Origin of the sequence: Lysinibacillus sp. FJAT-14222 (assembly GCF_001278875.1) — a bacterium.
GTDB lineage: Bacteria > Bacillota > Bacilli > Bacillales_A > Planococcaceae > Lysinibacillus > Lysinibacillus agricola.
The window spans coordinates 254,874-278,880 of sequence record NZ_LIYL01000021.1 but is presented as its reverse complement, the minus strand read 5'-3'; the positions used below and the strand labels follow the sequence as shown (position 1 = coordinate 278,880).

Here is a 24,007-nt window from a genome sequence, read left to right as displayed (position 1 = left end):
TTTAAGATTAAAACAGACAGTTTCTCGTTAATTTTCTTCATTCGATTCGTCGTTTTTATCATGACAGCGCCAGCAAATGCCGTGGAAAGTTAGTCGGTGATCCTTTATGATAAAGTTCCAACGTTTTTCAACAACGGCTTCCACATCTTCAAGTAAATCTTCCTGAATTTCATCAACCGCACCGCATTCGATACAGACAAGATGATGGTGGAAATGCGCAGCTCCCTCTTGGCGTAAATCATAGCGCGAAACGCCATCGCCAAAGTTGATTTTGTCGACAATTTTGAGCTCAGTTAGTAACTCTAACGTTCTATAGACAGTAGCAAGACCAATTTCTGGTGCCTTTTCTTTTACTAAAAGGTAAACATCTTCTGCACTTAGGTGGTCTTCCTCGTGCTCAAGCAGTACAGCAACTGTTGCTTCTCGCTGCGGCGTCAGCTTATAACTAGCACTATGCAACTGTTTTTTTATACGATCAATTCGGCTCTCCATGTGACGCCCCCCTAAACTCTTTCCATTATACCAAAGGAGTAAATCCTATTACAAGATAGTGAGTAGATTTCAAATATGCTTTTGTATGTTTTTACCTGATGCTAAATTTTCGTAGCTCATCACCATAACATTTGGTTGATTTCTGTTCCGACTGGGCGCTTCCCTGAGGGCGTTCGATGAGCCGCTTCGGTCCAGGGTCTCATCTGTGACGCTAATCCCCAAGGAGTCGTCCAGTATTCACTCCAATCAACTTAATATGTTTTAACAAATGTCATCCACAACTTTTGGTGATGAGCAACTTTCATATTGTATTTATCAATTTAATACATAAGAAATAACGATAAACTCAGCCACTATTATGATGAAAAATGCGATAAAATTCAACAAAATTGTCCGACCATGTACATTTTTCCCGATTTTTCGCTTTGACCAAGCGGGTACAAGTAAATTGCATAGGACTAGCAACAATATACAATAGATAAGCTGAAATGGAAACCACCAAATCGAATAAACCCAAATAGCTTCAAGTTTTTGTAATAAAAAAACCGAGCTAAAGCCAAAAAAGGTTGCACGTATCGCCACTGTTACTCGCACTAAAACCTTCAAGACACTATGTGTTGCAAGCAATAGCACAAGAGCTATTGAAACAGCAACGGGTAATACTAAACGAAATATAGAATGCCTGTCCCCATCTGCTAAACGAGGCTCTATAAATAAAATAAAAGGCTCTGCATTCGGCCCACCAATAATATGAAAGAAGATAACACCACAAACGAAACTCATAGCTATAATGGATGCGTGATAAAATATAGACACCGTACGAGACATAAACATGCTCCTTTTCTATCAAGGTTTGTACAGCTTATGCTCGTCCGTCTCTATTATGCTAAAGATTATTTTCTTATTGTGCCGCAAGCCAAAGTACTGCAAACGCTGTCTTGGCGTCATATATACGCTCGTCTGCAACCATTTGATGAGCCTCTTCCAACGAAACTTCTAATAATTCGACAAACTCATCCTCATCTAAATCTGCTTTGTTTTCAATTTTATATAAATCTTTTGCCACAAATAGATGAATGATCTCATCTGCGAAGCCCGGGGATGTTGCAAACGCCTGTAAAAAAGTAAAGCTCTGTGCACCGTAACCCGTTTCTTCCTCTAATTCACGACGTGCTGTAACAAGCGGCTCCTCACCAGGTTCAAGCTTACCAGCTGGAATTTCAATAATGGAACGCTCTAAAGCTTTACGATATTGCTCCACCAATACTAATTTGCCTTCATCAGTAACAGCAATCACTGCTACTGCACCTGGATGCTTAATAATTTCCCTTTTTGCAACATTACCATCCGGTAAAGTGACATCATCAATCTGTAGCTTCACAATTTTCCCATCATAAATGGATGTAGTCTTTATCGTTTTTTCCTCAAACTTTTTCATTGACGATAACCTCGCTTGTTCTTCAGATATGTTCATTGTACCATTACAAGTAGAGAAATCGAAGGAGGTCATTGGCATGAAAAAAAGACAGCTTGGCTCAAGTGAATTGTTTATTTCAGAAATTAGTTTAGGGGGCATGTCTCTTTCGACAGATAAGAAAAAGGCTGCTGATATTGTCGATATGGCACTAGATGCTGGCATTAATTATATCGATACAGCCGATTTATATGATTTTGGAGCAAATGAAGAAATTATTGGAGCTATTTTAAGGAAGCGTCGTCAGGATGTTATCGTAGCTACGAAAGTTGGTAATCGTTGGACAGAAGGTGTAGAAGGCTGGCATTGGGATGCATCATCGTCATATATAAAGGAAGCTCTACACGCTAGCTTGAAGCGACTAGATACTGACTATATTGATGTCTATCAGTTACATGGTGGCACTATTGAGGACGACTGGGATGGAATTATCGACACATTCGAAGGCTTAAAAAAGGACGGCCTGATTCGCGAATATGGGATTTCCTCTATTCGACCAAATGTACTAAAACGTTTTTTACCAGTAAGTTCTGCAAAAAGTGTCATGATGCAATATAGTGCTTTAGATCGTCGTCCAGAAGAATGGCTCGACTTTATCGTAAGTGAGGGAGCTTCCGTTGTAACACGTGGTACTGTTGCAAAGGGTTTACTAACTAATAGTTGGAAAGAACGTTTACAGCGTGTTAATGGCTTTAACACGTATACAGTTGAAGAATTAACAACAACATTACCAGGCTTAGCTTCACATTATGACGATTTACATGCATTAGCGCTTGCCTTTAATCTAAAGGAATCTACTGTAGCCTCAACAGTGATTGGTGCAAGCTCACAGGAACAGCTTACGCAAACACTAGCCGCTTATGAAAAAATAGATTCGATAACTGATTTTAAAGCAGTCAAAGAGCTAACTAAAGCCGAACAATATATGGATCACCGATGAAAAAATGGCTTATCTTAATAGCATTTTTAGTAGTACTTGCGATTTCCTCTAGTATGACCTATGAACAACAAAGTATACTTCCAGAATTAGAGGATGTATTGGCAAATAAACCTTTTGAAAGGCAACTCTCTTTACTAAAAATTCCTTATTGGGATACTGTTGTTTCTGTTGAAGAGCGTGGTTACTTTAAATTTGTAGAGTTTTTAATTCGAAAATTAACGCACTTTATTGGATTCGGTTGTATCGCACTTGGTATTTACTTTGCATGGGGAAAACGTCGATTCGCTGCAGGTGTCGCTATTGCTGGGACAGCTCTTATTGCAATGCTAGATGAGTTTCGTCAAAGCTTTACACCAGGACGCACGATGAGTGGACAGGATGTTATTTTGGATACAGCTGGAGCGATTGTTTTTGTTGGGATTGTAGTGTTGGCGAGGAAGATTTTCAAAAGACAAAGGGCGCTTTAAAAGCACCCTTTGTCTTTTAGTTGATGTTATTCGAATCTCCAGAAATATAGTTCTTCAGATTCTGAATATAACGTTGCCCCTGCTTTTTGTAATACTTTATGTGAGGCAATATTATTTTTATCAGCATCGGCAATCACATACTTAACATTACATTGACGTAGCAACCAATCTTTCATCATCCTAACAGCTTCCGTCATGTATCCCTTTCCCTGATATTGCGGAAAAGTATAGTATCCGATTACGACTTCACCCTGCTCATTCGGTTGACCTTTTAGCATGATGCCACCAACGATACTGTTTTTTTCTTTCGACACGATTACCCAATTCGTGTACCAAATATAATTTTCTTCATCTTCTAATACTTTCGATAGTCTAAACTTCAAAGCTTGTCTTAGTTCTTCATCAAGAAAAGTTTCTTTACTACTTACTGACAACTCTATTTCCAATGTCTTTTCTTCATTAATTAGTAATTCTAAATACTTTGCGTTTAATGGGATTAGTCTTAATCTTTTAGTGCTTAATTCAATCATTTTTTCTCTCCTATCATAGATTGTAAACTAAACTATAAAGAGAAATATGTATTGGCAGCGTCTCCCGTGTTTTTATTTTTAAATAAATTTTAATTTAATCACCATAAAGCGGGGGTGATTTCCGTTCCGACTGGGCGCTTTCCTGGGGGCATCCGATGAGCCGCTTCGCTTGCGCTCCAGGGTCTCATCTGTGACGTTGATCCCCAAGGAGTCGTCCAGCCTTCACTACAATCAACTTATTACGGGCATACGATAATTAACCCTAATTTTAACAATAAAGCAATAATAGAGCAATAATGATTTATCTATTAAGAAGTAATAAACAATTAAGCAAGGAACATAGTTGTTCCGATAAAAACAAAAATGATTCCGATAAATCTTAGAATCTTTCCGATAAAACATAAAATTGTTCCGATAAATCTCGATATCTTTCCGATAAAACATAAAAAAACAGTGAACCCGCATAAAATTAAATTAACCTCCATATTGTCTTGAAAGAAACTATGAGAAAGTGTTTCATTGTCGAAGTTGTCACAACAGCTTTTAATAAGAAGTAAGAGAAGGGAGCAATTTAAATGAAACAAATCCGATTAAACTCTCCTGAATTTAATCGTGTACTTAAAAATTTATCACTAACTCCAGCACTTCAGAAAAAAGTACTTGAAATCGTTAATTCTGGTATACAAATATAAAATTGAGCAAGGAACATAATTATTCCGATAAAAACAAAAATCATTCCGATAAATCTTAGAATCGTTCCGATAAATAAAATATCCCCCCTCGAAAGGTTGCTAAGAGAGCTTTCGAGGAGGGGTTTTATATGATTATTTATTTTCTACTGGTTTCCCGTAAGTTTGGAATCGTTCTAACATATATGTCATTTCTTTTTCATCTAAAATAACTGGTGTACCAATAGATCTGGCACGAACATATACTTCTGCACATAATTCTATTTCTTCAGCAATATTAAAAGCTTCTTCCACATTTGCACCACCTGCTAACAAACCATGATTAGCCAGTAACACTGCTTTCGAACCCTCCATTGCTTTAAGTGCATTTTCACCAAGGGCCGGTGTGCCAAAGCTTGCGTACTCAGCACATTGAACCGCTTTACCTGCCACTGCAACCAAATAAGAGACTGCAGGTAAGTCTTCACGCAAACAAGCAAGTGTTTTAGCAAAAATAGAATGTGTATGCACAACCGCTTTCAGTTCAGGGCGCCTTTTATACACCATTGTATGCATCGCCCATTCACTTGAAGGTTTATGATGCCCCTCGATTACTTGACCCTCTAAATCAATCAAAACGATATCAGCAGCGGTTAGTTCTTCGTAAGGGATACCACTTGGACTTATGGCGACGCAATTTTCAGCAGGAACATAGATACTAATATTTCCACCAGTTCCTTTTGTTAATCCATTTCGAATCATTAATTGACAATGAAGAACAACTTTTTCCCGCTCTGTTTGTAGTCTCATCTAATTCCACCCTTCAACATTGCTCTAGACAATTTGGTGACGATTTATTTTTTTCGTACAATGCGTAAATCTAAATTATTTTCCAAAAACTCATTAACGACTTCTTGCTGTTCTTCGTTAAATGGTTTAATTTCATCAACGATAATTGTAGAAATAGCATCAGCTGGCATGACTTGGAATAGTTTTTTGATGCCCACCTTACTTTGATCAATAAGTGCAATAACCTCATTAGATTTATGAATCATTGCTTGTTTAGCTTCGCCCTCATCAATTGTTGAGTCGGTTAATCCTTCTTGTAATGTCAGGCCCCTTGCAGAGATGAACAGTTTATCGATATTGATAGATTCCATATATTTCTTCAAAGACGTTCCCATCGTTGAAATAGAGTTTGGGCGTACATAACCGCCGAGTAAAATCGTCGTCACTTCACTCGATATTAAATCAAGGGCAACGCTGATATTATTCGTAACAACTGTTATATTCTTCATCCCTTTAATCAATTTTCCGACTTCTGATGCCGAAGTACTTGCATCGATGCCAATTACGTCTCCATCTTGGATTAATGTAACTGCTTCTTGAGCCATTAATTGCTTAGCCTCTAAGTTTTCAGATGCGCGTAAATTTAAATTATCTTCAACAAAGGATTTTTGGATAGGCTTTGCGCCGCCCAACACACGAATTAATAACCCTTCACTTTCCATCTTTTCTAAATCGCGTCGAATCGTCATCTCGGACACTTGAAATCGTTCACTTAAATCTGAAATTTCTACGTAATTTTTTTGATTCACTAGTTTATTAATTTCATCTTGTCTTCGTTTAAGAGAATTTGTCATGCGTGTCATCCTATCTTTGATTAGTTAAAAATTGCACGCACCTTTTCTTCTGTCGGGTGTTCGATGATTCCTTTTTCTGTGACTATCGCTGTTATGAGTGCAGCAGGTGTCACATCAAAAGAAGGATTGTACACCTTTACATCAGCTGGTGCGACATATTGTCCTGTTGGTTTTAACACTTCATCTACACTACGCTCTTCAATTGGGATATCCGCACCAGTTGGGCAATGTAAGTCAATCGTCGGTGTTGGTGTCGCTACATAAAAGGGAATATTATAGTATTTAGCTAAAATGGCCACACCGAGTGTACCAATCTTGTTAGCAACATCACCATTTGCAGCTACACGATCACAGCCAACGATAACTCCCTGCACTTTCCCCTGTGCCATAACTGTCGCTGCCATATTATCCGTAATCAACGTAACATCAATACCAGCGTTAAAGAGTTCAAAAGATGTAAGCATGGCACCTTGGAAACGAGGTCTTGTTTCGTCTGCAAATACTTTAAAACTCATTCCCCGCTCCTTTGCCAAATAAAAAGGAGAAGTTGCTGTGCCGTATTTTGTCGTAGCTAGAGCCCCGGCATTACAATGAGTTAGTACCCCTTGTCCATCTTCCAACAGCGTCAATAAATGTTCACCTATGGAACGATTAATCTCGATATCTTCAGTATGAATAGCAATCGCTTCTTGTAATAAGATGTCTTGGAACATTTCTAAATCGTTCGTGTCTATTTGTAAGGCCTTCTGTTCCATTCTCTCCAATGCCCAGAATAAATTGACAGCTGTAGGACGAGAAGTTGCTAAATACTGTACTTGCTTTTGTACTTCTTCCTTTGCCGCAGTAACAGAACCTTCAAAGTGCTGAATCGCCACATAGACCCCGTAAGCTGCTGTTACGCCTATGGCTGGGGCCCCTCGTACAATCATCGTATGAATGGCATCCCATACTTTTTCTACAGTTTGTACTTCTACATACACAATGTCGTTAGGCAATTTTGTTTGATCTAGTAGAACGAGTGTATCTTTTTTCCATTCTATTGTATTTAATTCCATTAAATCAACACTCCATTCTTATATTTTTGTAATAGTTTTATATAGTCTTGTATATGGCTGATTTCCTTATTTAAAATACACTCTTTCGCAATATTTAAACAACGTCTTTCAGCTGTTATACGAGCGTCAATTGGTTCAATGCTCGTAATATCTGTTACTTTTGCTAAGCCAATTATGCGACGGTTCATCTCGATTCCTGCAATTGCAAATGCATCTCGACTAATTTGTTCCATATAGTCATCGAGTAAGGCAGAGTAGACAGCAAACTGCTCCGTTGATGCGGCTAAAATATTTCGTGCCTTCTTGTGGAATAATTGAATAGTAGAAAGTAATGTTTCTTCAATCCACGAAACAAATTCGTCTTCTTTGTAAGCTAATCCTCTTGCCCAGGCAAATGTTAAGTTGGCGATTAAATTCCCCACATCATAACCTATAGGTCCATAAAAGGCGAATTCTGGATCAATAACCTTCAATGTTTCATCATTAATAAAAATAGAGCCTGTATGCAAATCACCGTGTAAAAGCGCTTGCGCCTCTGTTAAAAATTGTATTTTCCGCTTAGCAACTTCTAAATGTAGAGCTGTGTCCTTGTATACAAATGAATGAATCCATTCTTCATTTCCAGCCGTTAAAATATTTTGCTTTTTAAAATCAATATAAGGCTCCGTATAAACTAGATGTTCTGTAATTTCACACAGCTCAGGGTTGATGAATCGCTTTTGATATTCTTTTTTCTTCTTTGGATCTAGCAAAAAATCCGTTGTTCGAATAAGATTTTCCGCCATAAAAGTAGAGATTAACTCAGCGAAATGATCATATGTTTTAAATACGTTCATTTGCTTTCTCATAATCTCAAAATCTTTTAAATCTTCCATTACGCAACAGCTCATAACTTCATCAAACAATAAAATTTCTGGTACGAGGGAAGGAGTAAGCTCACCCTCTATTATTAAAGCTTCTGTTTCTATTCGATTTCGGTCTGTAGATAACACGAAATCCTCAGAAATACGAGCTTGGGGACCTGCTTGTTTGACAATGACAGAGTCACCTTGCTCATTTTTCACACGAAATACATAATTTAAATTGCCATCACCAATTTCGTCACTATGTAGTGTTCCACTAAAACCTTTAATTTTTACTTGTACATAGCTTTTAACATCTTCTTCGTTCATCAAAAAATATTTGGAATACATAACAATTACCTCCTATTTTTTTCTACTGTAATAAGTTGAAGCTAGCGCAAATGCTAAAACAAGTCCTTTTATAATATTCAAAGAATAGTAAGGAACTGATAACATGACTAATCCATTTTCTAAAATACCTACTAATGCGGCTCCAAATAATGTTCCAATGGCATTTGGTTTCCCATGACCAGCGAATGATTGTCCTATAAAAGCTGCAGCAACAGCTGGCATTAAATAACCTGCACCCGCATTAATTTGGGCGGATCCAATTTGGGATGCAAGCAATAACCCACCAATCCCCGCTAAAACCGCTGAAAAAATATAAGCTATCATTTTATAACGATTGACAGGAATCCCTGATAATTTTGCTGCTTCTTCATTGCCGCCAACAGCGTATAAAAAACGCCCATGTTTGGTATATGTTAAAAATACATGTACTAACATAACGATGACCAACATGATTAAAATGATCCAAGGTGTCTTACTTAACAATAAGAAGAAATCCGAAATTCTACCTTCTGTTGGTGTCCCATCTAAACGAGGCATACCAGCAGAGATTGAACCACCCCCTGTATAGGTCATAGCAACACCTTCAACAATAAACATAGTTGCTAGTGTGGCAAACAAATCGGGTATTTTCACTTTTACGATTAAAAACGCATTAAATAGTGCTACACAAAGTACGGCTAAAATAGCAACCAAAATGGATACACCTGTTGGCATGCTAAACCATACAAACATAGAAACAACAACTGAGTTTGCCAATGTAGCTGTCGAACCAATCGATAAATCAAAACCATTAACAGATAAAGAAACTGTTAATCCAACTGCTATAATCGTAACGATTGAAATACTTCTTAAAATATTTAAAACATTATTTGTTTGCATAAAATTAGGGATAGTAACAGTGAAAATTATAATCAACAAAATAACAGCTAATACAATTGCCCAATCTTTAATAAATAATAGCGCCTGATTGTTTTTACGCTCTTGCATACGCTTCGCCTCCAGTAGCATAGAACATGACTTCATCTTCTGTCGTTTCGCTAGTGACTAACTCTTTCACAATTTTCCCGTCGTACATCACGTAGATTCGATCGGTAATTAACAAAATTTCACTTAATTCACTCGTCGCATAGATAATGATTTTTCCTTCTTTTGCCTGTTCATCAATTAAATTAAAAATATCGCTTTTAGCTCCAACATCGACACCTTTTGTAGGTTCGTCAAACAGAAGGATTTCCGCATCGGTCATTAACCATTTACCAATTGCGATTTTTTGTTGATTACCACCAGAAAGATTCGCAACCTTTTGAAGCTCGTTTGGTGTTTTAGCGCCAATTGTTTGAATCATCGATCGAGCAGCCTCTCGTTCTTCCGATTGTTTAATAAAACTACCTAAACGTGTGAATGACTGTAAATTGGCCATCGTTAAATTTTTAAAAATCGGCTCTTCAACAAATACGCCTTCTTTCCGACGTTCTTCAGGAATCAATCCGAAATGGTTTTTAACAGCATGGTAGGGAGTTAGATTTTTAATCGTTTTTCCATATAATTCAATGGAACCTGCTTTAATATTAGACATGCCAAATACCGCTTTACATAATTCTGTTTTACCAGCACCAACTAAACCAGCCAAACCAATAATCTCATGTTTATTAACATGAAAAGATACGTCATTGACCAAGCCCGAATCATCGACTAGATGGTTGACCTGTAAGGCTATTTCTCCTTTTTCTTTTAATTGTTTATGATGGACTAAATCAAAAGTTTTACCAAGCATGTGCTCAATAACTTGTTTTTGGGAAATTTCTTCAATCGAGTTTTCTTTTACGATCCTGCCGTCTTTCATAATGGTGATTTTTTCGCAGATTTCAAATAGCTCTGGTAGTCGATGAGAAATAAAGACAATTCCAAGATGATGATTTTTAACTAAATCTCGGACTATAGAAAACAATTTCTCAGTTTCCGCTTGGCTTAAAGGGGCGGTTGGTTCATCTAATATAAGAAATTTTCTCTCATGAATTATGGCTCTCGCAATTAACACCATTTGTTTTTCAGCTAAAGAGATATCTTTCACCTTTTTTTCAACATTTAACTCGATACCAATCCGACTAAGCACTTCTTTCGCACTCTGACGGATTTTTCGCCAATTGATAATTGATTTTTTATCGAATATCAGTTGATCAAGCATTATATTCTCCGCAACACTTAAATAGGGTATTAACGCTGTATCAACTTCTTGGTAAACAATATCTATACCTAATTCCTTTGATTTTTTCGCATCAGTAATAGAAACTAGTTCACCGTTTATAAAAATATCCCCCGTATAATGTGGGTAGGCTCCTGAGAGAATTTTCATTAGCGTCGATTTACCAGCCCCATTAGCACCAATAACAGCGTGAATCGTGCCTGATTCTAATTGGAAATCGACATCACTTAAGGCTTTCACACCAGGAAATTCGATTGAAATTTTTTTCATATCAATGACTGTCTTGGCTTTCATAGCTAACACGCCTTTCACATTTAGGTAAAAGAAAACGTCTTATTGAAAACAAGACGTCATCTTTCTATTATTTTGAATAGTGTTCACGTAATGTTTTCATCCATTCCTCATCAAAATCAGTAGATACGCCCCAGCCATCAATAATTTCATTTAGATTGAGCATCGTTGTGTTATCTTTTAAATCGCTTTGTTTAATTAACTTTGCCGTTAAATCGTACTCTTCAGGAGTTTCTTCACCCGCTAATTTTTTTGCCATTAAACGCATATTCATACGGCCTATTAGCGCTGGGTCTACAGCAGCTGTGGAAATCCATTGACTATTATCTTCTTTCATTAAGTTAATATCTTGGTTTGATACATCGATTGAAATCAAATTAATGTCTGTACGTTTGTTATCTACTAATGATTTATAAGCCCCTTTTGCTAACTCATCCCATGATCCCCAAATGGCATCTACTGTACCTTCTGGATATTTTGCTAAAACGGCATTCACTTTTGCTGCAATGTCACCTTGTATATCTTGGAAATTAGTAGGCCCAATTGTTTCTAAAGTGACGATCTCACCTTTATCCTCGAACTCCTTATATATTTCCTGACGTCTATCTAATGGAGATAGTCCTCCAAACCATAATTTAATAACCTTTACTGGCTCATTACTTAAATCCGCAATTTCTTGAAGGGATAACCGTGCTAACTCATAATCATCTTGGAAAGTAGCTGTAACACCATCTAAACTCTGACCACTTTTTTTAGCGACAGTATCAAATAATGTCACTTTAATGCCTTTATCGACGGCAGGCTTAATCATGTCATATGAATAGTCTTCTTTACCGTGTGAAATAATAATACCGTCATAGTCTTGCTGCGTAATTTGTGAAACTAACTCTTGGAATTTAGCATCATTATTTTCAACTATATTCGTATCCACTTTGAACCCCAAAGATTCGCCTTCCTTACGTGCACCATCTAAAAATTGCTTCGTATGATCATCTGATGCTAGATTACGTAATACAGCAATTTTTACGCCGTTTTGTACACCTTCAGGCACACCTTCAATAATTTCATTTGTGCCACTTTTAGTAGCACTATCATTACTACAAGCTGCCAAAACAAGTATTCCCACAAGAACTATCAACGAGACTCCAAATCTTTTCATGAAAATCCCCCTTTTCTATTAAAAAATAATATAAAACTCTCGGTTAAGCATCGTTTTCGTAATAATCATATTATTCTGAATATTTTTTGTCAACTTAAAATGTTAAATTAAATCATTTTTTAGTTATTTTTTTTCATAAATAATTATGTTTTGTTTATTTCAAACTAAATTAATTATCGAAACGTTTATTATTTCACAATACAGAAGAATATATAAAATCAACTCTTTTATCCTCGTGATTACATACTATCTATTTAGTAGTTTTCTCGATTCTCAAAGTGTTTTTGACTAAACTCAATAGTATTTGGCAACAATTATTTCTTGTGAAAAATGTTCCGATAAAAACATAAAAATCATTCCGATAAAATATTAAATTGTTCCGATAAATCTCGAAATCTTTCCGATAAAACATAAAAACAGTGAATCCGCATTTGGATTCACTGTTTTTCTTTAAAACTTTGTGCCTTTATCGCCATATTCGTTTAGTAGTTCTTCAAACGATTTGTTCTTTTCGCGTTGTTTGCGTTCAAATGCTAGCTTTGCTTGGCGCTCTTCTTCAGCGGCCTGCTCTTTCGCTGTTAAGTCTTGCTTTGCAGCTTTTAATTTGGCAAGCACGTCACCGCCCAACTGATCCGCTAATGTAACGGCCTCCTGCTTTGGTTGGTTAGCTGTCACGTTAGCTTCTACACGTTGCTGTTGTTTTCGTTTCTTTCCCATTGCTATTCACCTTCTTATTGACTTCACGGGCGCTTGACAACTGTTGCTACGCCTTGCCCACCACCGATACATAGTGTTGCGAGACCTGTTTTTGCATCACGCTTTTCCATCTCATGTAAAAGCGTTACTAAAATACGAGCACCACTTGCACCAATTGGGTGACCAAGGGCAATTGCTCCCCCGTTCACATTTAGTTTATCATGATTAAAGCCTAGTTCGCGATCTACAGCAATAGATTGAGCTGCAAATGCTTCATTCGCTTCTATTAAATCTATATTTTCTAACGTCACATCAGCTTTTGCTAATGCTTTCTTCACTGCCGTTACAGGGCCAGTTCCCATAATAGCTGGGTCGACACCTGCGCTCGCATTCGCTGTAATTAGTGCCATTGGTCGAATGCCTAACTCTTCCGCTTTTTCTTTCGACATGACAACAAGAGCTGCTGCACCATCGTTAATACCAGATGCGTTTGCTGCTGTCACAGAGCCATCCTTTTTAAAGGCAGGACGGAGTTTAGATAGGGATTCAGCTGTAACACCTTGACGTGGGAATTCATCTTTATCGAAAATAATAGCTTCGCCCTTGCGTTGTGGAATTTCCACAGCTATAATTTCATCGTTAAACTTCCCTGTTGCAATTGCTACTTCTGTACGCTGCTGTGAACGTGCTGCAAAAGCATCTTGTTCTTCTCGAGAAATCTCATAGGCGTCACATAAATTCTCAGCCGTATTGCCCATATGATAGTCATTGAATGCACACCATAATCCGTCATGAATCATCGTATCGACTACCTTTTGATCCCCCATGCGGAAGCCTTCTCGTGCATTTTTTAATACATATGGTGCTTGGCTCATATTTTCAAAGCCGCCTGCAACGATAATATCCGCATCACCTGCTAAAATGGCCTGTGTCGCTAAGTGAACTGCTTTTAGTCCTGAGCCACAAACTTTATTAATCGTTAGTGCAGAAACTTCATGTGGTAATCCTGCTGCAATTGCTGCTTGACGAGCTGGATTTTGACCAAGTCCAGCCGATAAGACATTCCCCATAATGACCTCGTCGACTTGATCGCCTGTTACGCCAGCACGTGCTAATGCTTCTTTAATAACAATGCTACCTAATTTTGTCGCTGGTACATCCTTTAATGTTCCTTGGAATGAACCAATAGCTGTACGTACAGCACTCACTATTACTACCTCGTTTGTCATAAACATTCTCCCCTTTTCCCCGTTCAAAAATCAACACTGCATGCATATGCTACTAGCAGATATGTATATTTTAACAAATATTTTGACGATTTTCGATAACAGAAATAATCGCAGTTTTGCCAAAGATAATGTAAAATGTTGACGTGTTTTAAACAATCTCAGTTGGGAACATTACAATTAAGAAAAGTGCATACATACGAATGATGTCGCTTGTATGCCTAGACAACAAAAGAAACAGGACGTGGAGGTGTTAATAATGAAAAAGAAAATACTTTTATTTTCAGGTATAACGACGACGCTTGCCGCAGCAGCAACCGGTCTGTTCGGTTTCGCACTTTCCAATAAATTAATGTACATTAAGCAAAAGGATCCTGAATTTGTTCGTGAACGTGAAACCACTGCTAAACGTTTTGACGAAGCTTGGTACAATAAAAATTTAAAATGTGAATTAAATATCGACTCTCCAAATGGCTATAGTATTCGCGGCATTATGTTTCGACCATTAGAAACAAATAATACCATCATTATTTGCCATGGAGTAACAGAAAATAAAATCAACTCCGTTAAATATGCTCGACTTTTTGAACGACTTGGTTACAATTCCGTTATTTTTGACCATCGTAGACATGGGGAGACAGGTGGAAAAACGACTAGCTATGGCTATTATGAAAAAAATGACCTTGACGCAGTAGTCAAAACTATAAAGGCAATGATTGGTGAAAACGCCATTCTTGGTATTCACGGTGAATCGATGGGTGCCGCAACAATGCTACTATATGCAGGAACTGTGGAGGATGGTGCAGATTTCTATATTTCTGATTGTGCGTTTTCTGATTTTTCAATGCTGCTGAAACAAATTGCGAAGACAGAATTTAAATACGGCTCGATTATTCCAATTCGGTTTGCAGATTTCTTTGTCCGCTTACGTGACGGCTATTCCTTTAAAAGCGTGACACCTGCTGAAGCTGTGACAAATATTGAAAAACCAGTGCTCTTTATCCATAGTATTCCTGATACATTTATCCCAGCTTCCATGTCACTGGACTTATACAATAAAAAAACTGGCCCTAAGAAATTGAAGCTATTTGATAACGGTGCTCATGCACAATCCTTTAATGAAAATATGGCTGAATATGAAGATTTAATTCACGACTTTTTAGAAAGTTTCATCTATCAAAAAATTAATCGTGATTCTTCTTCGTCTAATGTCATTCCATTTCATTTTTAGTACAACCGAAAAACTATTGTTTCTGCAAAACGAGGGGTTGATTTCTGTTCCGACTGGGGGCGTTCGATGAGTCGCTTGGGGCAACAGGATGTTGGTCACGAAGGCGTTATCACAGGACGTGATGTTTTAGCCTTCGTTCCTCTGCCGGCTCGCTCCAGGGTCTCGGGCCAACAGATGTTTTTTGCGCGAAAGCGAAGCGGCAGCGGCACCGATGTTGGTCACGAAGGTGTTATTACAGGACGTGATGGTTTTAACTCTATCGCTAATCCCCAAGGAATCGCCCAGTTGGAACGAAGATCACCCACTTCACTTAGCATGTCACTTTAATTTATAGTGATAAAACAAAATATCAACAAATATTTGTGCGAAAGCGAAGTGGCTTTATCACACTCGGAAAAGCGCCACAATCTTTATAAAGATTTTCTTGACCATTTTATTTTTAGACACAAAAAAACCTTGCAAACTTCATTCACGCAAGGTTTTTCAAATTTTTTATTCTGCGAAAACGATATGCCATTCATCACGTTTCGCTAAAAATTCTTTGGCTAACGCTTGTGCACCTTCTAGGCTATGGCTAGCTGCCCAGCCGCATTGTACTTCATTGCACGCAGGAACGGCAGTCGCCTTTGTTACATCCGTAAATGTTTTTTCCAAAATATTTAATAAGTGTTCATAGTCATTATGATTTATTAGCGATACATAGAAGCCTGTTTGGCACCCCATTGGACTGAAATCAACAATATGATCAGAGTAATTGCGGATAATGTCTGCCGATAAATGCTCTAAGGAATGTAATGCAGGCATTTCCATATGCTCTTTATTTGGCTGTTTAAAACGAATATCATATTTGTATACTTCATCGCCATTTTTCCCTGTTTTCACACCTGCTAAACGTACATACGGCGCTTTAACTTTCGTATGATCTAAATCAAAGCTTTCAACATTGGTTTTTTCTGTCTGCAATGCACACAACTCCTTTATATAGAATATTTCCATTATAACGAGTTTCCCGATAGAATTGTATGATTTTTATGAATTATTTAAATTTATTTTCAATTCTGCCTTAGCGTAATTGTAACTGATGCTTTGCTTTCGCTATAAAAAGCATTTGCCGAAAAAAGATAAAACAAAAAACAACTAGCCAAGGCTTGGACTAGTTGCTCTTTTAAAATTCCTACTATTTTTGGAATTTATTCATTTGTGCCATCATTTGACGTACTTGCTTTTCAGACGGCGTACGACCCATTTGCGCCATCATCATACGAATCATTTGCTCGTTAATAGGTGGGTTTTCTTTTAAATATTTCATCATAGCTTTACGAGCGAAATAAAAACCAAGTGCCGCGCCCGCTGCTAATGCGATAATTACGATAATAATCCAGCCCCATGTAGGCATACAACCAACCTCCTCCACTACAATATACCGAGAAAAACTCTCCACGCTCCATTATACACCAAATTTTAGCGTGTTACTATATATTGTAGTGAATTTTCCTAATGCATTGTATACTTCATCGGCTTTAACCACCCACACTCATTATCTTGTTTATTAAAAGCAATAAAGCGCTCGCTCATTTTTGCAAGCATCTGAAAAAGATCCAAATCAAGCATTCGTGAACCTTCGCAATAGACACAAATCTTTCGTTCCACTAAATAAATAGCCATTTTCCCTTTAATAGGATGTTCTAAAAATAAGGCATTACGAGCCCTCTCTAAATGTGCATACTTGGAATCTAGTTGCGCCTCCAGCATTGCAGCAATCTCGTCGAAGCGAACGGTTTCACATATATATGCAAGCTCTTTTAAGGATTTCTCATTAGCGTCTTCACAGCCCTGCATCATTTCTAATAACTTACGCTCTCTGCCGAAAATAAACGTTAAATGCTCTTCTTTTATTTTATATATGGAATAAGTTCTCACTAGAAATCCTCCTTCGCTCATTTCTTTTTCATAAGTATAGCTCATTCAAACTCTTTAATTTGTCAAACGAAGGAGGTATTCATCTTCTATTTTTGTCGAAAACTTTCTACTTTCCGATCTATCAATTACTTTATGGCATAATGAGTTCCCCATTAAATACTCACGGACTCTATTGGAGTTCTATTTCTGCAAATTTGAGCTTCTTCTATAGCATCTTAGAATGTTCTCAGCCTCAAGACCTAGAGTAAAATCCATTTCCAGTCNCCGTTTTAGCTTTCTAATAGGTAATATAAAGGTACAAACGAAAGGAGCTAAAACATATGAAAAAATTTCTTCTATTAACAGGGGGCTTCATCGCAGGATGTGTTGCACTTGCCCTAATCGGACCACTTGCAGGTCTACTATTTTCGGGATTATTTGTAGCACTCGGCATGCACTTCTACATGGCAAGCAAGTCGACATTCGGCAAAATCATTTGGTTTACAGTGGGTCTGATTGGTGTTCTATCAGCAGTATCTAATATCCCAGCAATGGTTGGTTTAGCAGCAATCGCTATCATCTATGTTATCTATAAAAAATGGAATGGCGAAGCTGTAAAAATTCCAACAATTGAAGCTAAAGAAGAAGATCCGTTTACAAACTTTGAAAAAGAATGGTCAAACTTAACAAAATAAAAGGAGAGAATATTCATGAACTTATTTCAACGTTTTAAATATACAATAGAGGCAGATTTACATCATGCATTTGATAAGAAGGAACAAAAAAATCCAATTGCGATGTTAAACCAATACATTCGTGAGGCAGAAAAACAAACAGAGCAAACAGGTACATTATTAGAGCGTCAAGGTCAGCTAAAGGAAAAACTGGAGCAGGAGTATAAACAAAACGCAGAGTTACTTGCAAAGCGTGAAGCTCAGCTAAAATTAGCTACTACTAGCGGCGAACAAGATTTAATCGATTTCGCTACTGACGAAGTGGCTGCCTACACAGCACGCAACAACACTTTGCAAACGAGTATCGAAGCAAGTACACGTGAATACTTCGAGCTTGAACGCAAATTTGAAACGATGAAACACAAAATTAAAGATATGAAAGTGCGTCAATTACAGCTTATGGGCAAAGAAAACGTGACACGCGCTCACCATCAAATGGACGGTATGCTTGCTAAAAACAATAAAACTAACTTTGAGGATTTAGAAGCATATATCGATAAGCTTGCTTACCAAATTGACAAGGGTCATGAAGTAACAACTTTCGAGGCTCGTCTTGCACACCTAGAAAAAAATGCGGTGGACGAAAACGCACCACTGCTAATCGAAAACAAATAACGTGTTATAATATAAAGAAATAAGGGATGCCTCAATTATTGAAGCATCCCATTTCTTTGATGAAAAAACCTTGGTGACCAAAAAGAGATTAAGGAAATTATTATGAAAAAAAGTGTAAACAGAAAGTGGTTTAGTCCTATGATTAAAATATGCCTTTTTGCTTTCTTTATTCTTATATTATTTATAATTTTGTTATTAGGTTATCGCTTCATTGTACAACAACAAATTAAACAGGAAAGTGCTGAAGTTATTGAAAATGGTGGTATTAGTGAGTTAAAGGCAATCAATGTAAATGGAGATAAACAATATATATTAGTGGAAGGAAAAGATAAGGAGAAACCATTTTGTTTATTCCTACATGGTGGACCGGGGTCTCCCTTCCCCTATGGCGTGAGTGCTCGAACATTGTATCCTGAAATAACCGAGAATTGCGTCGCAGTTTATTATGATCAACGAGGTTCTGGAAAAAGTTTTAACAAAAAATTAACGAATACTACACTGACCCTTTCTCAATTTACAGAAGATGCTAATATAATAGTTGATTATATTAGAGAACATTATCAACAGGAAAAAATATTTGTCATTGGTCAGTCCTTCGGTACAGTAATCGGAACTCAATTAGTATCTAATTATCCTGAGAAGTTCTATGCCTACTTAGGAATTTCTCAATTAACAAATACTAGTAAAGGCCAAGAACTTGGATACAGTTGGTTACAGGATGAAGCTATCGCTAATGGAGATAAAAAAACACTCCGTATTTTAGAAGATATAGGAAAAGGTCCTTATTTAGCAAAAGATGAGGATCAATTTAGCGATCTTATCAATCAATATAAAGGCATGAATTATTTTGATGATACGATAAAGAAAGTGAACCTCTTTGACTTGATAAAAGGGGCATTTACTTCCCCTGATTACTCTTTACAGGATCTGTATAAAGCATTTATTTCAGGGCCACAATTTAGCCTTATAAAAAGCCAAGAGCTAAAAAAAGAAATCATTCTTACTAATTTTTTTGATTCTGTAAAAAGTATAGATATACCCGTTTATTTTATACAAGGTAAATATGATAAACAGACGAACTATGAAATAGCAAAGCAATATTATGAGATATTAGATGCACCAGATGGTAAGGAGTTTATCACTTTAGAGCACTCTGCTCATTATCCAAATACACTTGATTCAACATTGATGAATGACACAATCAAAAAAATGCTTGAAGATAATTATTTTTAAGAGAAGTTCGTCTTCTCTCATCAATTTGTAGAAAGAAGGGTGACCCTCTTGCAAAATTTCACAACAAATAAGTTTACATTTTGGGTACTAGGCTTCTTTTTACTCGTTTTTGTGGAGCTCACAATTTTTAATAACGGTGGCGCCTTTTGTCTATTGATTGGGGTAGGACTTCTTTATTTAAGTTTCTCGAAAAAAATTCGTTTCTTTAAATGGACAGGAATTTTCTTTATCTCGATTGCACTCTTTACAATGTGGAGTTTACGCTTATTTATCGTCATCATTCTTTTATATATGCTCTATCAATACTTGCAAAGAGAAAACGAACCAAAAGTAGTTGGTTTGGAGCTTTTCGAAAAGCTTCCCGCTTCGAAAAACGAATTATTTGGTACAATGCCTGCACCGGTAGAAGCCTATAAATGGCAAGATGTTCAAATTCAACGACTTGCAGGCGACATTACGATTGATACAACACAAACAATTTTACCTGCCGGCACAAGTCTCATTACGATTCGACAAGGTATTGGTAAGGTGCAAGTGTATATTCCATATGAAATTCCATTTCGCTTACAATACACGACATTGTTTGGTGAATTGAAATGCCTACATGTTGGGCCACAACGCTTACTCAATGAAAGTGTTAGTTTCTCAGATGGAAACCCTGAGGATGCAAAGCGTACACTTGTGATACATGTTGCAACATGGCTTGGGGACTTGGAGGTGCTACGTAAATGATTGCCTTTATCTCAAGAATATTTACCCTACTTTTTATTTTGATGAGTGCTGCATTCGGTCTCCTTGTCGTTGTTTGGGGCGAGCCAAACGAGAAAACATGGGAACCATTATGGCAGCAGAATTATAATAATATCCCACTCGGTGGTTTTATTGTCATCACTCTTTTTGGGCTTAGTTTACTCATTGCAAGCTGGATTAGTATGACTGCCCGTGCCAGAGAGGCTCAGGCAACCCGCATCGTGAAACAGTTAGTTGAACCTGATTTTGTATTACCTAAAAAACAGCCTTTACCAAAACCTTTGAAAAAAGCTTTAGTTCAAACAAGTGAGTTAATTGATACGCAACGAAAAAGCTTACAGCGCTTATCCAATGAACGTGCAGAAGCTAATGATAAAATTATTCAAGAGCGAATTATTGCTGAACGTCAACGCCTTGCTCGTGAGCTCCATGATTCTGTATCACAGCAATTATTCGCTGCTTCGATGTTACTTTCCGCATTAACCGAAACCGATGAAAATGCTACAAGCTTAAAGCAGGTCGAAAAAGTTGTGCAACAGGCACAGCTTGAAATGCGTGCATTATTATTACATTTACGCCCAGTAGCCCTCCATAATAAGACTCTTGCGCAAGGTCTTGAGGAACTTATTATTGAGCTGCAGCAAAAAGTATTTTTTCATATTGAATATGAGCTTGAAGAAATGGCGTTATCCAAAGCGGAGGAGGATCATTTATTCCGTATTGCACAGGAGGCGTTATCGAATACGCTACGCCATGCCAAAGCGAGCGAAGTTGAATTACTGCTCGTTGCCCGCGATGATTTAGCCATTTTACGTATTCAGGACAATGGCCTCGGCTTTGATGTCGAAGCTGATAAATCTACTTCTTATGGCTTGCAAAATATTGCCGAGCGCGCTGTAGAAATAGGTTGTATGTACAAAATTGTGTCAGTGCCTGGAGAAGGTACAATTGTAGAGGTTAAAATTCCACTACAGAAGGAGGTTGAAGTGAATGATTCAAGTGTTAATAGTGGATGACCATGAGATGGTGCGGATTGGTGTTTCTGCCTATTTGTCAGCACAACCAGATATCACCGTTGTGGGTGAAGCTGAGAATGGTAAAGAGGCAGTGGAACGTGCTCTAGCCCTGCGTCCTGACATTATTTTAATGGACAATGTGATGCCAGTTATGACAGGAGCTGAGGCGACAGCTGAAATTTTAGCGGTCTGGCCAGAGGCAAAAATTATGATGGTGACAAGTTTTTTAGATGATGACAAAGTCTATCCAGCATTAGAGGCTGGTGCAGTCAGCTATATTTTAAAAACATCAAATGCGAAGCAAATCGCCGATGCCATTCGTAAAACAATGGGAGGCGAAACCGTTTTAGAGCCAGAAGTAACATCCAAAATGATGCATCGCATGCGTCACGGTAATAGTACTCCACTGTATGAACAGCTTACCGAGCGTGAAATGGAAGTATTATTGCTCATGGCTAAAGGCAAAGCCAATCAGGAAATCGCCGATGACTTATACATTGCATTAAAAACTGTAAAAACACATGTCAGCAATATTTTAGCGAAGCTCGATGTTCAAGATCGCACACAAGCAGTTGTCTACGCTTTTCAAAACGGGCTAGCGAAGTAAGTTATCATTCACTATACCGCTACATTTGGTTCGTTTGATTTATCAATGATTTTGCTGGGATATCAGCGATTTCGTCAGTTTTATCAACGAATCCCAAAAAAAAATACGAAACTGCATTTTCTACCAATGCAGTTTCGTATTTTTTTAACCTAATCTATTCACTAAAAAATTCTCTAAGCTCATTTACACTGTTAACTATGTAAGTTGCTTTGGCATCAGTTAATTCTTCAAGTGAACCATAGCCATATGTAACACCGATAGAATCAATTTGATTTTCATGTGCCCCAACGATATCGTATTTTCGATCTCCAATCATAATAAATTGATTGTTTTCCACTTCATTAAAATGTTCGCGTACAAATGCAATGATTTCTCCTTTTGCTGAACGTGTACCATCTAGATTGCTACCTGCGACAATGTCAAAAAATTGTTCAAGGTTGAAATATTGTAAAATTTGTTCTGCAAATACTGTCGGCTTAGACGTAGCTATCGCTAACTGATATCCCTCCTTCTGTAAATCTTCTAACAATGAGGATATATTTTGATACAAATTATTCTCATACATACCGATTTGGATAAAACGTTCACGGTAATAGGCAATTGCTTGCTTTATTTGAACATCATCCAATTCATATATTTCTCGAAATGATACTTGCAACGGAGGCCCAATAAATGTTTCAAGTTTATCTAAGTCTTCTTCAACTATACCAATTTTTTCTAAAGCATATTGAACAGATTTCGTTATGCCAATTTTAGGATCGGATAATGTACCGTCTAAATCAAATAAAACAACGCTATACTTTTTCATTACAAGCTCTCCCTTACATTTTTATATTGTTAATAATAATTACTTTATCGAAAAGAATGATAGACTATTGAACCAAATTCTTGAATATCTTTGATGTAATCAAATCCTTCTGATGATCCAAAGCTGTTAAATCCTCGAACTGCAACAATATTTTCTTCAGGAATTACCAATAATGCAACACTTGTGTAACCTAGTAATTGAAAACTGCCTACAGGTAATATTGGGCTTAACTCTGTAATCCCTTCTCTTTGTTGAGGCTGAACAAACCAGAAAAATCCATTAGTTGGCGAGTACTTCGGTTTAGAATTAGGCGATTGAATTGTCGTTGACAGCAGTATGATTTCCTCAGGTATAAATTGTTTTCCATCTATTTTCCCCTTATCCAGATGAATTTGTCCCCACTTAGCTAGCTCTTTTAATGAACTATACATATTCATTTTGCTGCCATCACATACATCACTTTCATACCAAAACGGATTATCATTATGTATTACTTCTATTTGCTGTTCAAATTTTTCACTGAACCAATTTGTTTCTGTAAAAGATAATTTCTGAAATACTTGCTCATCTAGAATTTCTGAAATAGTTTTTCCAGTAACTTTAAAAATGACTTTGGCAAGTAGTTCTACATTGATATCTCGATAAGCCCAGTTATAGCCAGCTTTGAATTCCTTAATTACTTTTTCATTTTGCCTACGTAAACCATGCGTATGTGTTAGTAGATGTCTGATTGATACATCCTCAAAGTTTTTTTCATGTTCTAAATAATCACTTAGTTTATCATCTATCGAGGCAATGTAGTTATGATAAATCGCATATGCTACAGCAAATCCAACATAGGCCTTACGAACAGAAGCAAGATGAAAAAGAGTATGTGGTCCCACCTTCTTTGCTTCTTTTTGTTGCCCTTGTACACCAAAATATTCTTCTAGTACGGTTTGACCATGTTTATTAATAATAACTCCGCCACCTGTACAATCTAATTCTGAGAAGGTTTTCTTTACTTGTGTAAGTATAGTTTGTAGCTTCATCTAAATACCCCTTTTACGAACACCCTCCCTATGACAACTAATCTTA

Annotated in this window: 28 protein-coding genes; 10 read left to right on the top strand and 18 right to left on the bottom strand. The window is 37.2% G+C overall.

The window, feature by feature from the left end:
- Positions 1-27: 27 nt before the first annotated feature.
- The 3 genes from AN161_RS10945 to AN161_RS10935 all read right to left on the bottom strand — a co-directional run bounded on the left by AN161_RS10945 (position 28) and on the right by AN161_RS10935 (position 1,930).
- Positions 28-492, bottom strand: coding sequence for a Fur family transcriptional regulator (locus AN161_RS10945; RefSeq protein WP_008174639.1), 465 nt, complete (start codon positions 490-492; stop codon positions 28-30).
- Between the two features lie 315 nt (positions 493-807).
- Positions 808-1,320: a hypothetical protein gene (locus tag AN161_RS10940; RefSeq protein ID WP_053594381.1), complete on the bottom strand. Its 513-nt coding sequence runs from the start codon at positions 1,318-1,320 to the stop codon at positions 808-810.
- A 73-nt stretch (positions 1,321-1,393) separates the two neighbouring features.
- Positions 1,394-1,930 carry an NUDIX hydrolase gene (locus AN161_RS10935; protein WP_053594380.1) on the bottom strand — a complete coding sequence of 179 codons (537 nt, stop codon included), beginning with the start codon at positions 1,928-1,930 and terminating at the stop codon, positions 1,394-1,396.
- A 76-nt stretch (positions 1,931-2,006) separates the two neighbouring features.
- On the opposite strand from AN161_RS10935, the gene AN161_RS10930 reads away from it, so the two are divergent.
- Both AN161_RS10930 and AN161_RS10925 read left to right on the top strand, forming a co-directional pair.
- A complete protein-coding gene (locus AN161_RS10930) occupies positions 2,007-2,906 on the top strand; it encodes an aldo/keto reductase (protein WP_053594379.1) in 900 nt (299 codons plus the stop codon).
- The gene (locus AN161_RS10925; RefSeq protein WP_053594378.1) at positions 2,903-3,373 is read left to right on the top strand and encodes a VanZ family protein; all 471 of its coding nucleotides are present in this window, start codon (positions 2,903-2,905) and stop codon (positions 3,371-3,373) included. Before AN161_RS10930 ends, AN161_RS10925 begins: the two co-directional genes overlap by 4 nt.
- A 26-nt stretch (positions 3,374-3,399) precedes the next feature.
- On the opposite strand, the gene AN161_RS10920 is transcribed toward AN161_RS10925, so the two are convergent.
- From AN161_RS10920 to AN161_RS10875, 10 genes are all read right to left on the bottom strand, one after another.
- Positions 3,400-3,903, bottom strand: coding sequence for a GNAT family N-acetyltransferase (locus AN161_RS10920; RefSeq protein ID WP_053594377.1), 504 nt, complete (start codon positions 3,901-3,903; stop codon positions 3,400-3,402).
- A gap of 824 nt (positions 3,904-4,727) precedes the next feature.
- Complete coding sequence (locus AN161_RS10915) at positions 4,728-5,381, bottom strand: L-fuculose-phosphate aldolase (RefSeq protein ID WP_053594376.1); 654 nt, start codon at positions 5,379-5,381, stop codon at positions 4,728-4,730.
- Positions 5,382-5,425: 44 nt separating this feature from the next.
- Positions 5,426-6,214, bottom strand: coding sequence for a DeoR/GlpR family DNA-binding transcription regulator (locus AN161_RS10910; RefSeq protein WP_053594375.1), 789 nt, complete (start codon positions 6,212-6,214; stop codon positions 5,426-5,428).
- Positions 6,215-6,234: 20 nt separating this feature from the next.
- Entirely contained in the window at positions 6,235-7,269 is a 1,035-nt protein-coding gene (mtnA, locus tag AN161_RS10905; RefSeq protein ID WP_053594374.1) for an S-methyl-5-thioribose-1-phosphate isomerase, read from the bottom strand.
- Complete coding sequence (gene mtnK / locus AN161_RS10900) at positions 7,269-8,462, bottom strand: S-methyl-5-thioribose kinase (RefSeq protein ID WP_075807221.1); 1,194 nt, start codon at positions 8,460-8,462, stop codon at positions 7,269-7,271. The genes mtnA and mtnK overlap by 1 nt, the downstream gene beginning before the upstream one ends.
- Positions 8,463-8,474: 12 nt before the next feature.
- Positions 8,475-9,449: an ABC transporter permease gene (locus tag AN161_RS10895; protein ID WP_241774544.1), complete on the bottom strand. Its 975-nt coding sequence runs from the start codon at positions 9,447-9,449 to the stop codon at positions 8,475-8,477.
- Positions 9,436-10,959, bottom strand: a complete 1,524-nt coding sequence (locus AN161_RS10890; protein WP_053594371.1) for a sugar ABC transporter ATP-binding protein — start codon at positions 10,957-10,959, stop codon at positions 9,436-9,438. Before AN161_RS10890 ends, AN161_RS10895 begins: the two co-directional genes overlap by 14 nt.
- Positions 10,960-11,026: 67 nt before the next feature.
- Positions 11,027-12,115 (bottom strand): sugar ABC transporter substrate-binding protein, encoded by a 1,089-nt coding sequence (locus AN161_RS10885; RefSeq protein WP_053594370.1) that lies wholly within the window; start codon positions 12,113-12,115, stop codon positions 11,027-11,029.
- A gap of 450 nt (positions 12,116-12,565) precedes the next feature.
- Positions 12,566-12,832 (bottom strand): YqkE family protein, encoded by a 267-nt coding sequence (locus AN161_RS10880; RefSeq protein WP_053594369.1) that lies wholly within the window; start codon positions 12,830-12,832, stop codon positions 12,566-12,568.
- 23 nt (positions 12,833-12,855) lie between these two features.
- Complete coding sequence (locus AN161_RS10875) at positions 12,856-14,040, bottom strand: acetyl-CoA C-acetyltransferase (RefSeq protein ID WP_053594368.1); 1,185 nt, start codon at positions 14,038-14,040, stop codon at positions 12,856-12,858.
- 256 nt (positions 14,041-14,296) lie between these two features.
- Here AN161_RS10875 and AN161_RS10870 point away from each other — a divergent pair, with 256 nt between their 5' ends.
- The gene (locus AN161_RS10870; RefSeq protein WP_053594367.1) at positions 14,297-15,268 is read left to right on the top strand and encodes an alpha/beta hydrolase; all 972 of its coding nucleotides are present in this window, start codon (positions 14,297-14,299) and stop codon (positions 15,266-15,268) included.
- Positions 15,269-15,334: 66 nt separating this feature from the next.
- Positions 15,335-15,595 carry a hypothetical protein gene (locus AN161_RS10865; protein WP_053594366.1) on the top strand — a complete coding sequence of 87 codons (261 nt, stop codon included), beginning with the start codon at positions 15,335-15,337 and terminating at the stop codon, positions 15,593-15,595.
- Positions 15,596-15,760: 165 nt separating this feature from the next.
- On the opposite strand, the gene AN161_RS10860 is transcribed toward AN161_RS10865, so the two are convergent.
- The 3 genes from AN161_RS10860 to sirA form a co-directional block, all read right to left on the bottom strand.
- Positions 15,761-16,264, bottom strand: coding sequence for an S-ribosylhomocysteine lyase (locus tag AN161_RS10860; RefSeq protein WP_143114722.1), 504 nt, complete (start codon positions 16,262-16,264; stop codon positions 15,761-15,763).
- A 181-nt stretch (positions 16,265-16,445) separates the two neighbouring features.
- The gene (locus AN161_RS10855; RefSeq protein WP_053594364.1) at positions 16,446-16,664 is read right to left on the bottom strand and encodes a YneF family protein; all 219 of its coding nucleotides are present in this window, start codon (positions 16,662-16,664) and stop codon (positions 16,446-16,448) included.
- Positions 16,665-16,762: 98 nt separating this feature from the next.
- Positions 16,763-17,188 carry a sporulation inhibitor of replication protein SirA gene (gene sirA / locus AN161_RS10850; RefSeq protein WP_053594363.1) on the bottom strand — a complete coding sequence of 142 codons (426 nt, stop codon included), beginning with the start codon at positions 17,186-17,188 and terminating at the stop codon, positions 16,763-16,765.
- A 320-nt stretch (positions 17,189-17,508) separates the two neighbouring features.
- On the opposite strand from sirA, the gene AN161_RS10845 reads away from it, so the two are divergent.
- The 6 genes from AN161_RS10845 (at position 17,509) to AN161_RS10820 (ending at position 22,122) form a co-directional block, all read left to right on the top strand.
- Positions 17,509-17,862, top strand: a complete 354-nt coding sequence (locus tag AN161_RS10845) for a hypothetical protein (RefSeq protein WP_053594362.1) — start codon at positions 17,509-17,511, stop codon at positions 17,860-17,862.
- Positions 17,863-17,877: 15 nt separating this feature from the next.
- The gene (locus AN161_RS10840) at positions 17,878-18,516 is read left to right on the top strand and encodes a PspA/IM30 family protein (protein WP_053594361.1); all 639 of its coding nucleotides are present in this window, start codon (positions 17,878-17,880) and stop codon (positions 18,514-18,516) included.
- Between the two features lie 102 nt (positions 18,517-18,618).
- On the top strand, positions 18,619-19,749 hold the full coding sequence (locus tag AN161_RS10835) for an alpha/beta hydrolase (RefSeq protein ID WP_082340030.1): 1,131 nt from the start codon (positions 18,619-18,621) through the stop codon (positions 19,747-19,749).
- Positions 19,750-19,797: 48 nt separating this feature from the next.
- A complete protein-coding gene (gene liaF / locus AN161_RS10830) occupies positions 19,798-20,481 on the top strand; it encodes a cell wall-active antibiotics response protein LiaF (RefSeq protein ID WP_053594359.1) in 684 nt (227 codons plus the stop codon).
- On the top strand, positions 20,478-21,515 hold the full coding sequence (locus AN161_RS10825; protein ID WP_053594358.1) for a sensor histidine kinase: 1,038 nt from the start codon (positions 20,478-20,480) through the stop codon (positions 21,513-21,515). Before liaF ends, AN161_RS10825 begins: the two co-directional genes overlap by 4 nt.
- Positions 21,490-22,122, top strand: coding sequence for a response regulator transcription factor (locus tag AN161_RS10820; protein WP_053594357.1), 633 nt, complete (start codon positions 21,490-21,492; stop codon positions 22,120-22,122). Before AN161_RS10825 ends, AN161_RS10820 begins: the two co-directional genes overlap by 26 nt.
- 154 nt (positions 22,123-22,276) lie before the next feature.
- Here AN161_RS10820 and AN161_RS10815 read toward each other — a convergent pair whose 3' ends face one another.
- On the bottom strand, positions 22,277-22,930 hold the full coding sequence (locus tag AN161_RS10815) for an HAD family hydrolase (RefSeq protein ID WP_053594356.1): 654 nt from the start codon (positions 22,928-22,930) through the stop codon (positions 22,277-22,279).
- A gap of 44 nt (positions 22,931-22,974) precedes the next feature.
- A complete protein-coding gene (locus tag AN161_RS10810; RefSeq protein WP_053594355.1) occupies positions 22,975-23,961 on the bottom strand; it encodes a serine hydrolase domain-containing protein in 987 nt (328 codons plus the stop codon).
- Between the last annotated feature and the right edge of the window lie 46 nt (positions 23,962-24,007).

Excerpts from the sequence above, each read along its gene's own strand:
- AN161_RS10945 (WP_008174639.1), bottom strand. The coding sequence starts at position 492 with ATGGAGAGCCGAATTGATCGTATAAAAAAACAGTTGCATAGTGCTAGT.
- AN161_RS10940 (WP_053594381.1), bottom strand. The coding sequence starts at position 1,320 with ATGTCTCGTACGGTGTCTATATTTTATCACGCATCCATTATAGCTATG.
- AN161_RS10935 (WP_053594380.1), bottom strand. The coding sequence starts at position 1,930 with ATGAAAAAGTTTGAGGAAAAAACGATAAAGACTACATCCATTTATGAT.
- AN161_RS10930 (WP_053594379.1), top strand. The coding sequence starts at position 2,007 with ATGAAAAAAAGACAGCTTGGCTCAAGTGAATTGTTTATTTCAGAAATT.
- AN161_RS10925 (WP_053594378.1), top strand. The coding sequence starts at position 2,903 with ATGAAAAAATGGCTTATCTTAATAGCATTTTTAGTAGTACTTGCGATT.
- AN161_RS10920 (WP_053594377.1), bottom strand. The coding sequence starts at position 3,903 with ATGATTGAATTAAGCACTAAAAGATTAAGACTAATCCCATTAAACGCA.
- AN161_RS10915 (WP_053594376.1), bottom strand. The coding sequence starts at position 5,381 with ATGAGACTACAAACAGAGCGGGAAAAAGTTGTTCTTCATTGTCAATTA.
- AN161_RS10910 (WP_053594375.1), bottom strand. The coding sequence starts at position 6,214 with ATGACAAATTCTCTTAAACGAAGACAAGATGAAATTAATAAACTAGTG.
- mtnA (WP_053594374.1), bottom strand. The coding sequence starts at position 7,269 with ATGGAATTAAATACAATAGAATGGAAAAAAGATACACTCGTTCTACTA.
- mtnK (WP_075807221.1), bottom strand. The coding sequence starts at position 8,462 with ATGTATTCCAAATATTTTTTGATGAACGAAGAAGATGTTAAAAGCTAT.
- AN161_RS10895 (WP_241774544.1), bottom strand. The coding sequence starts at position 9,449 with ATGCAAGAGCGTAAAAACAATCAGGCGCTATTATTTATTAAAGATTGG.
- AN161_RS10890 (WP_053594371.1), bottom strand. The coding sequence starts at position 10,959 with ATGAAAGCCAAGACAGTCATTGATATGAAAAAAATTTCAATCGAATTT.
- AN161_RS10885 (WP_053594370.1), bottom strand. The coding sequence starts at position 12,115 with ATGAAAAGATTTGGAGTCTCGTTGATAGTTCTTGTGGGAATACTTGTT.
- AN161_RS10880 (WP_053594369.1), bottom strand. The coding sequence starts at position 12,832 with ATGGGAAAGAAACGAAAACAACAGCAACGTGTAGAAGCTAACGTGACA.
- AN161_RS10875 (WP_053594368.1), bottom strand. The coding sequence starts at position 14,040 with ATGACAAACGAGGTAGTAATAGTGAGTGCTGTACGTACAGCTATTGGT.
- AN161_RS10870 (WP_053594367.1), top strand. The coding sequence starts at position 14,297 with ATGAAAAAGAAAATACTTTTATTTTCAGGTATAACGACGACGCTTGCC.
- AN161_RS10865 (WP_053594366.1), top strand. The coding sequence starts at position 15,335 with ATGAGTCGCTTGGGGCAACAGGATGTTGGTCACGAAGGCGTTATCACA.
- AN161_RS10860 (WP_143114722.1), bottom strand. The coding sequence starts at position 16,264 with ATGGAAATATTCTATATAAAGGAGTTGTGTGCATTGCAGACAGAAAAA.
- AN161_RS10855 (WP_053594364.1), bottom strand. The coding sequence starts at position 16,664 with ATGCCTACATGGGGCTGGATTATTATCGTAATTATCGCATTAGCAGCG.
- AN161_RS10845 (WP_053594362.1), top strand. The coding sequence starts at position 17,509 with ATGAAAAAATTTCTTCTATTAACAGGGGGCTTCATCGCAGGATGTGTT.
- AN161_RS10840 (WP_053594361.1), top strand. The coding sequence starts at position 17,878 with ATGAACTTATTTCAACGTTTTAAATATACAATAGAGGCAGATTTACAT.
- AN161_RS10835 (WP_082340030.1), top strand. The coding sequence starts at position 18,619 with ATGAAAAAAAGTGTAAACAGAAAGTGGTTTAGTCCTATGATTAAAATA.
- AN161_RS10825 (WP_053594358.1), top strand. The coding sequence starts at position 20,478 with ATGATTGCCTTTATCTCAAGAATATTTACCCTACTTTTTATTTTGATG.
- AN161_RS10820 (WP_053594357.1), top strand. The coding sequence starts at position 21,490 with ATGATTCAAGTGTTAATAGTGGATGACCATGAGATGGTGCGGATTGGT.
- AN161_RS10815 (WP_053594356.1), bottom strand. The coding sequence starts at position 22,930 with ATGAAAAAGTATAGCGTTGTTTTATTTGATTTAGACGGTACATTATCC.
- AN161_RS10810 (WP_053594355.1), bottom strand. The coding sequence starts at position 23,961 with ATGAAGCTACAAACTATACTTACACAAGTAAAGAAAACCTTCTCAGAA.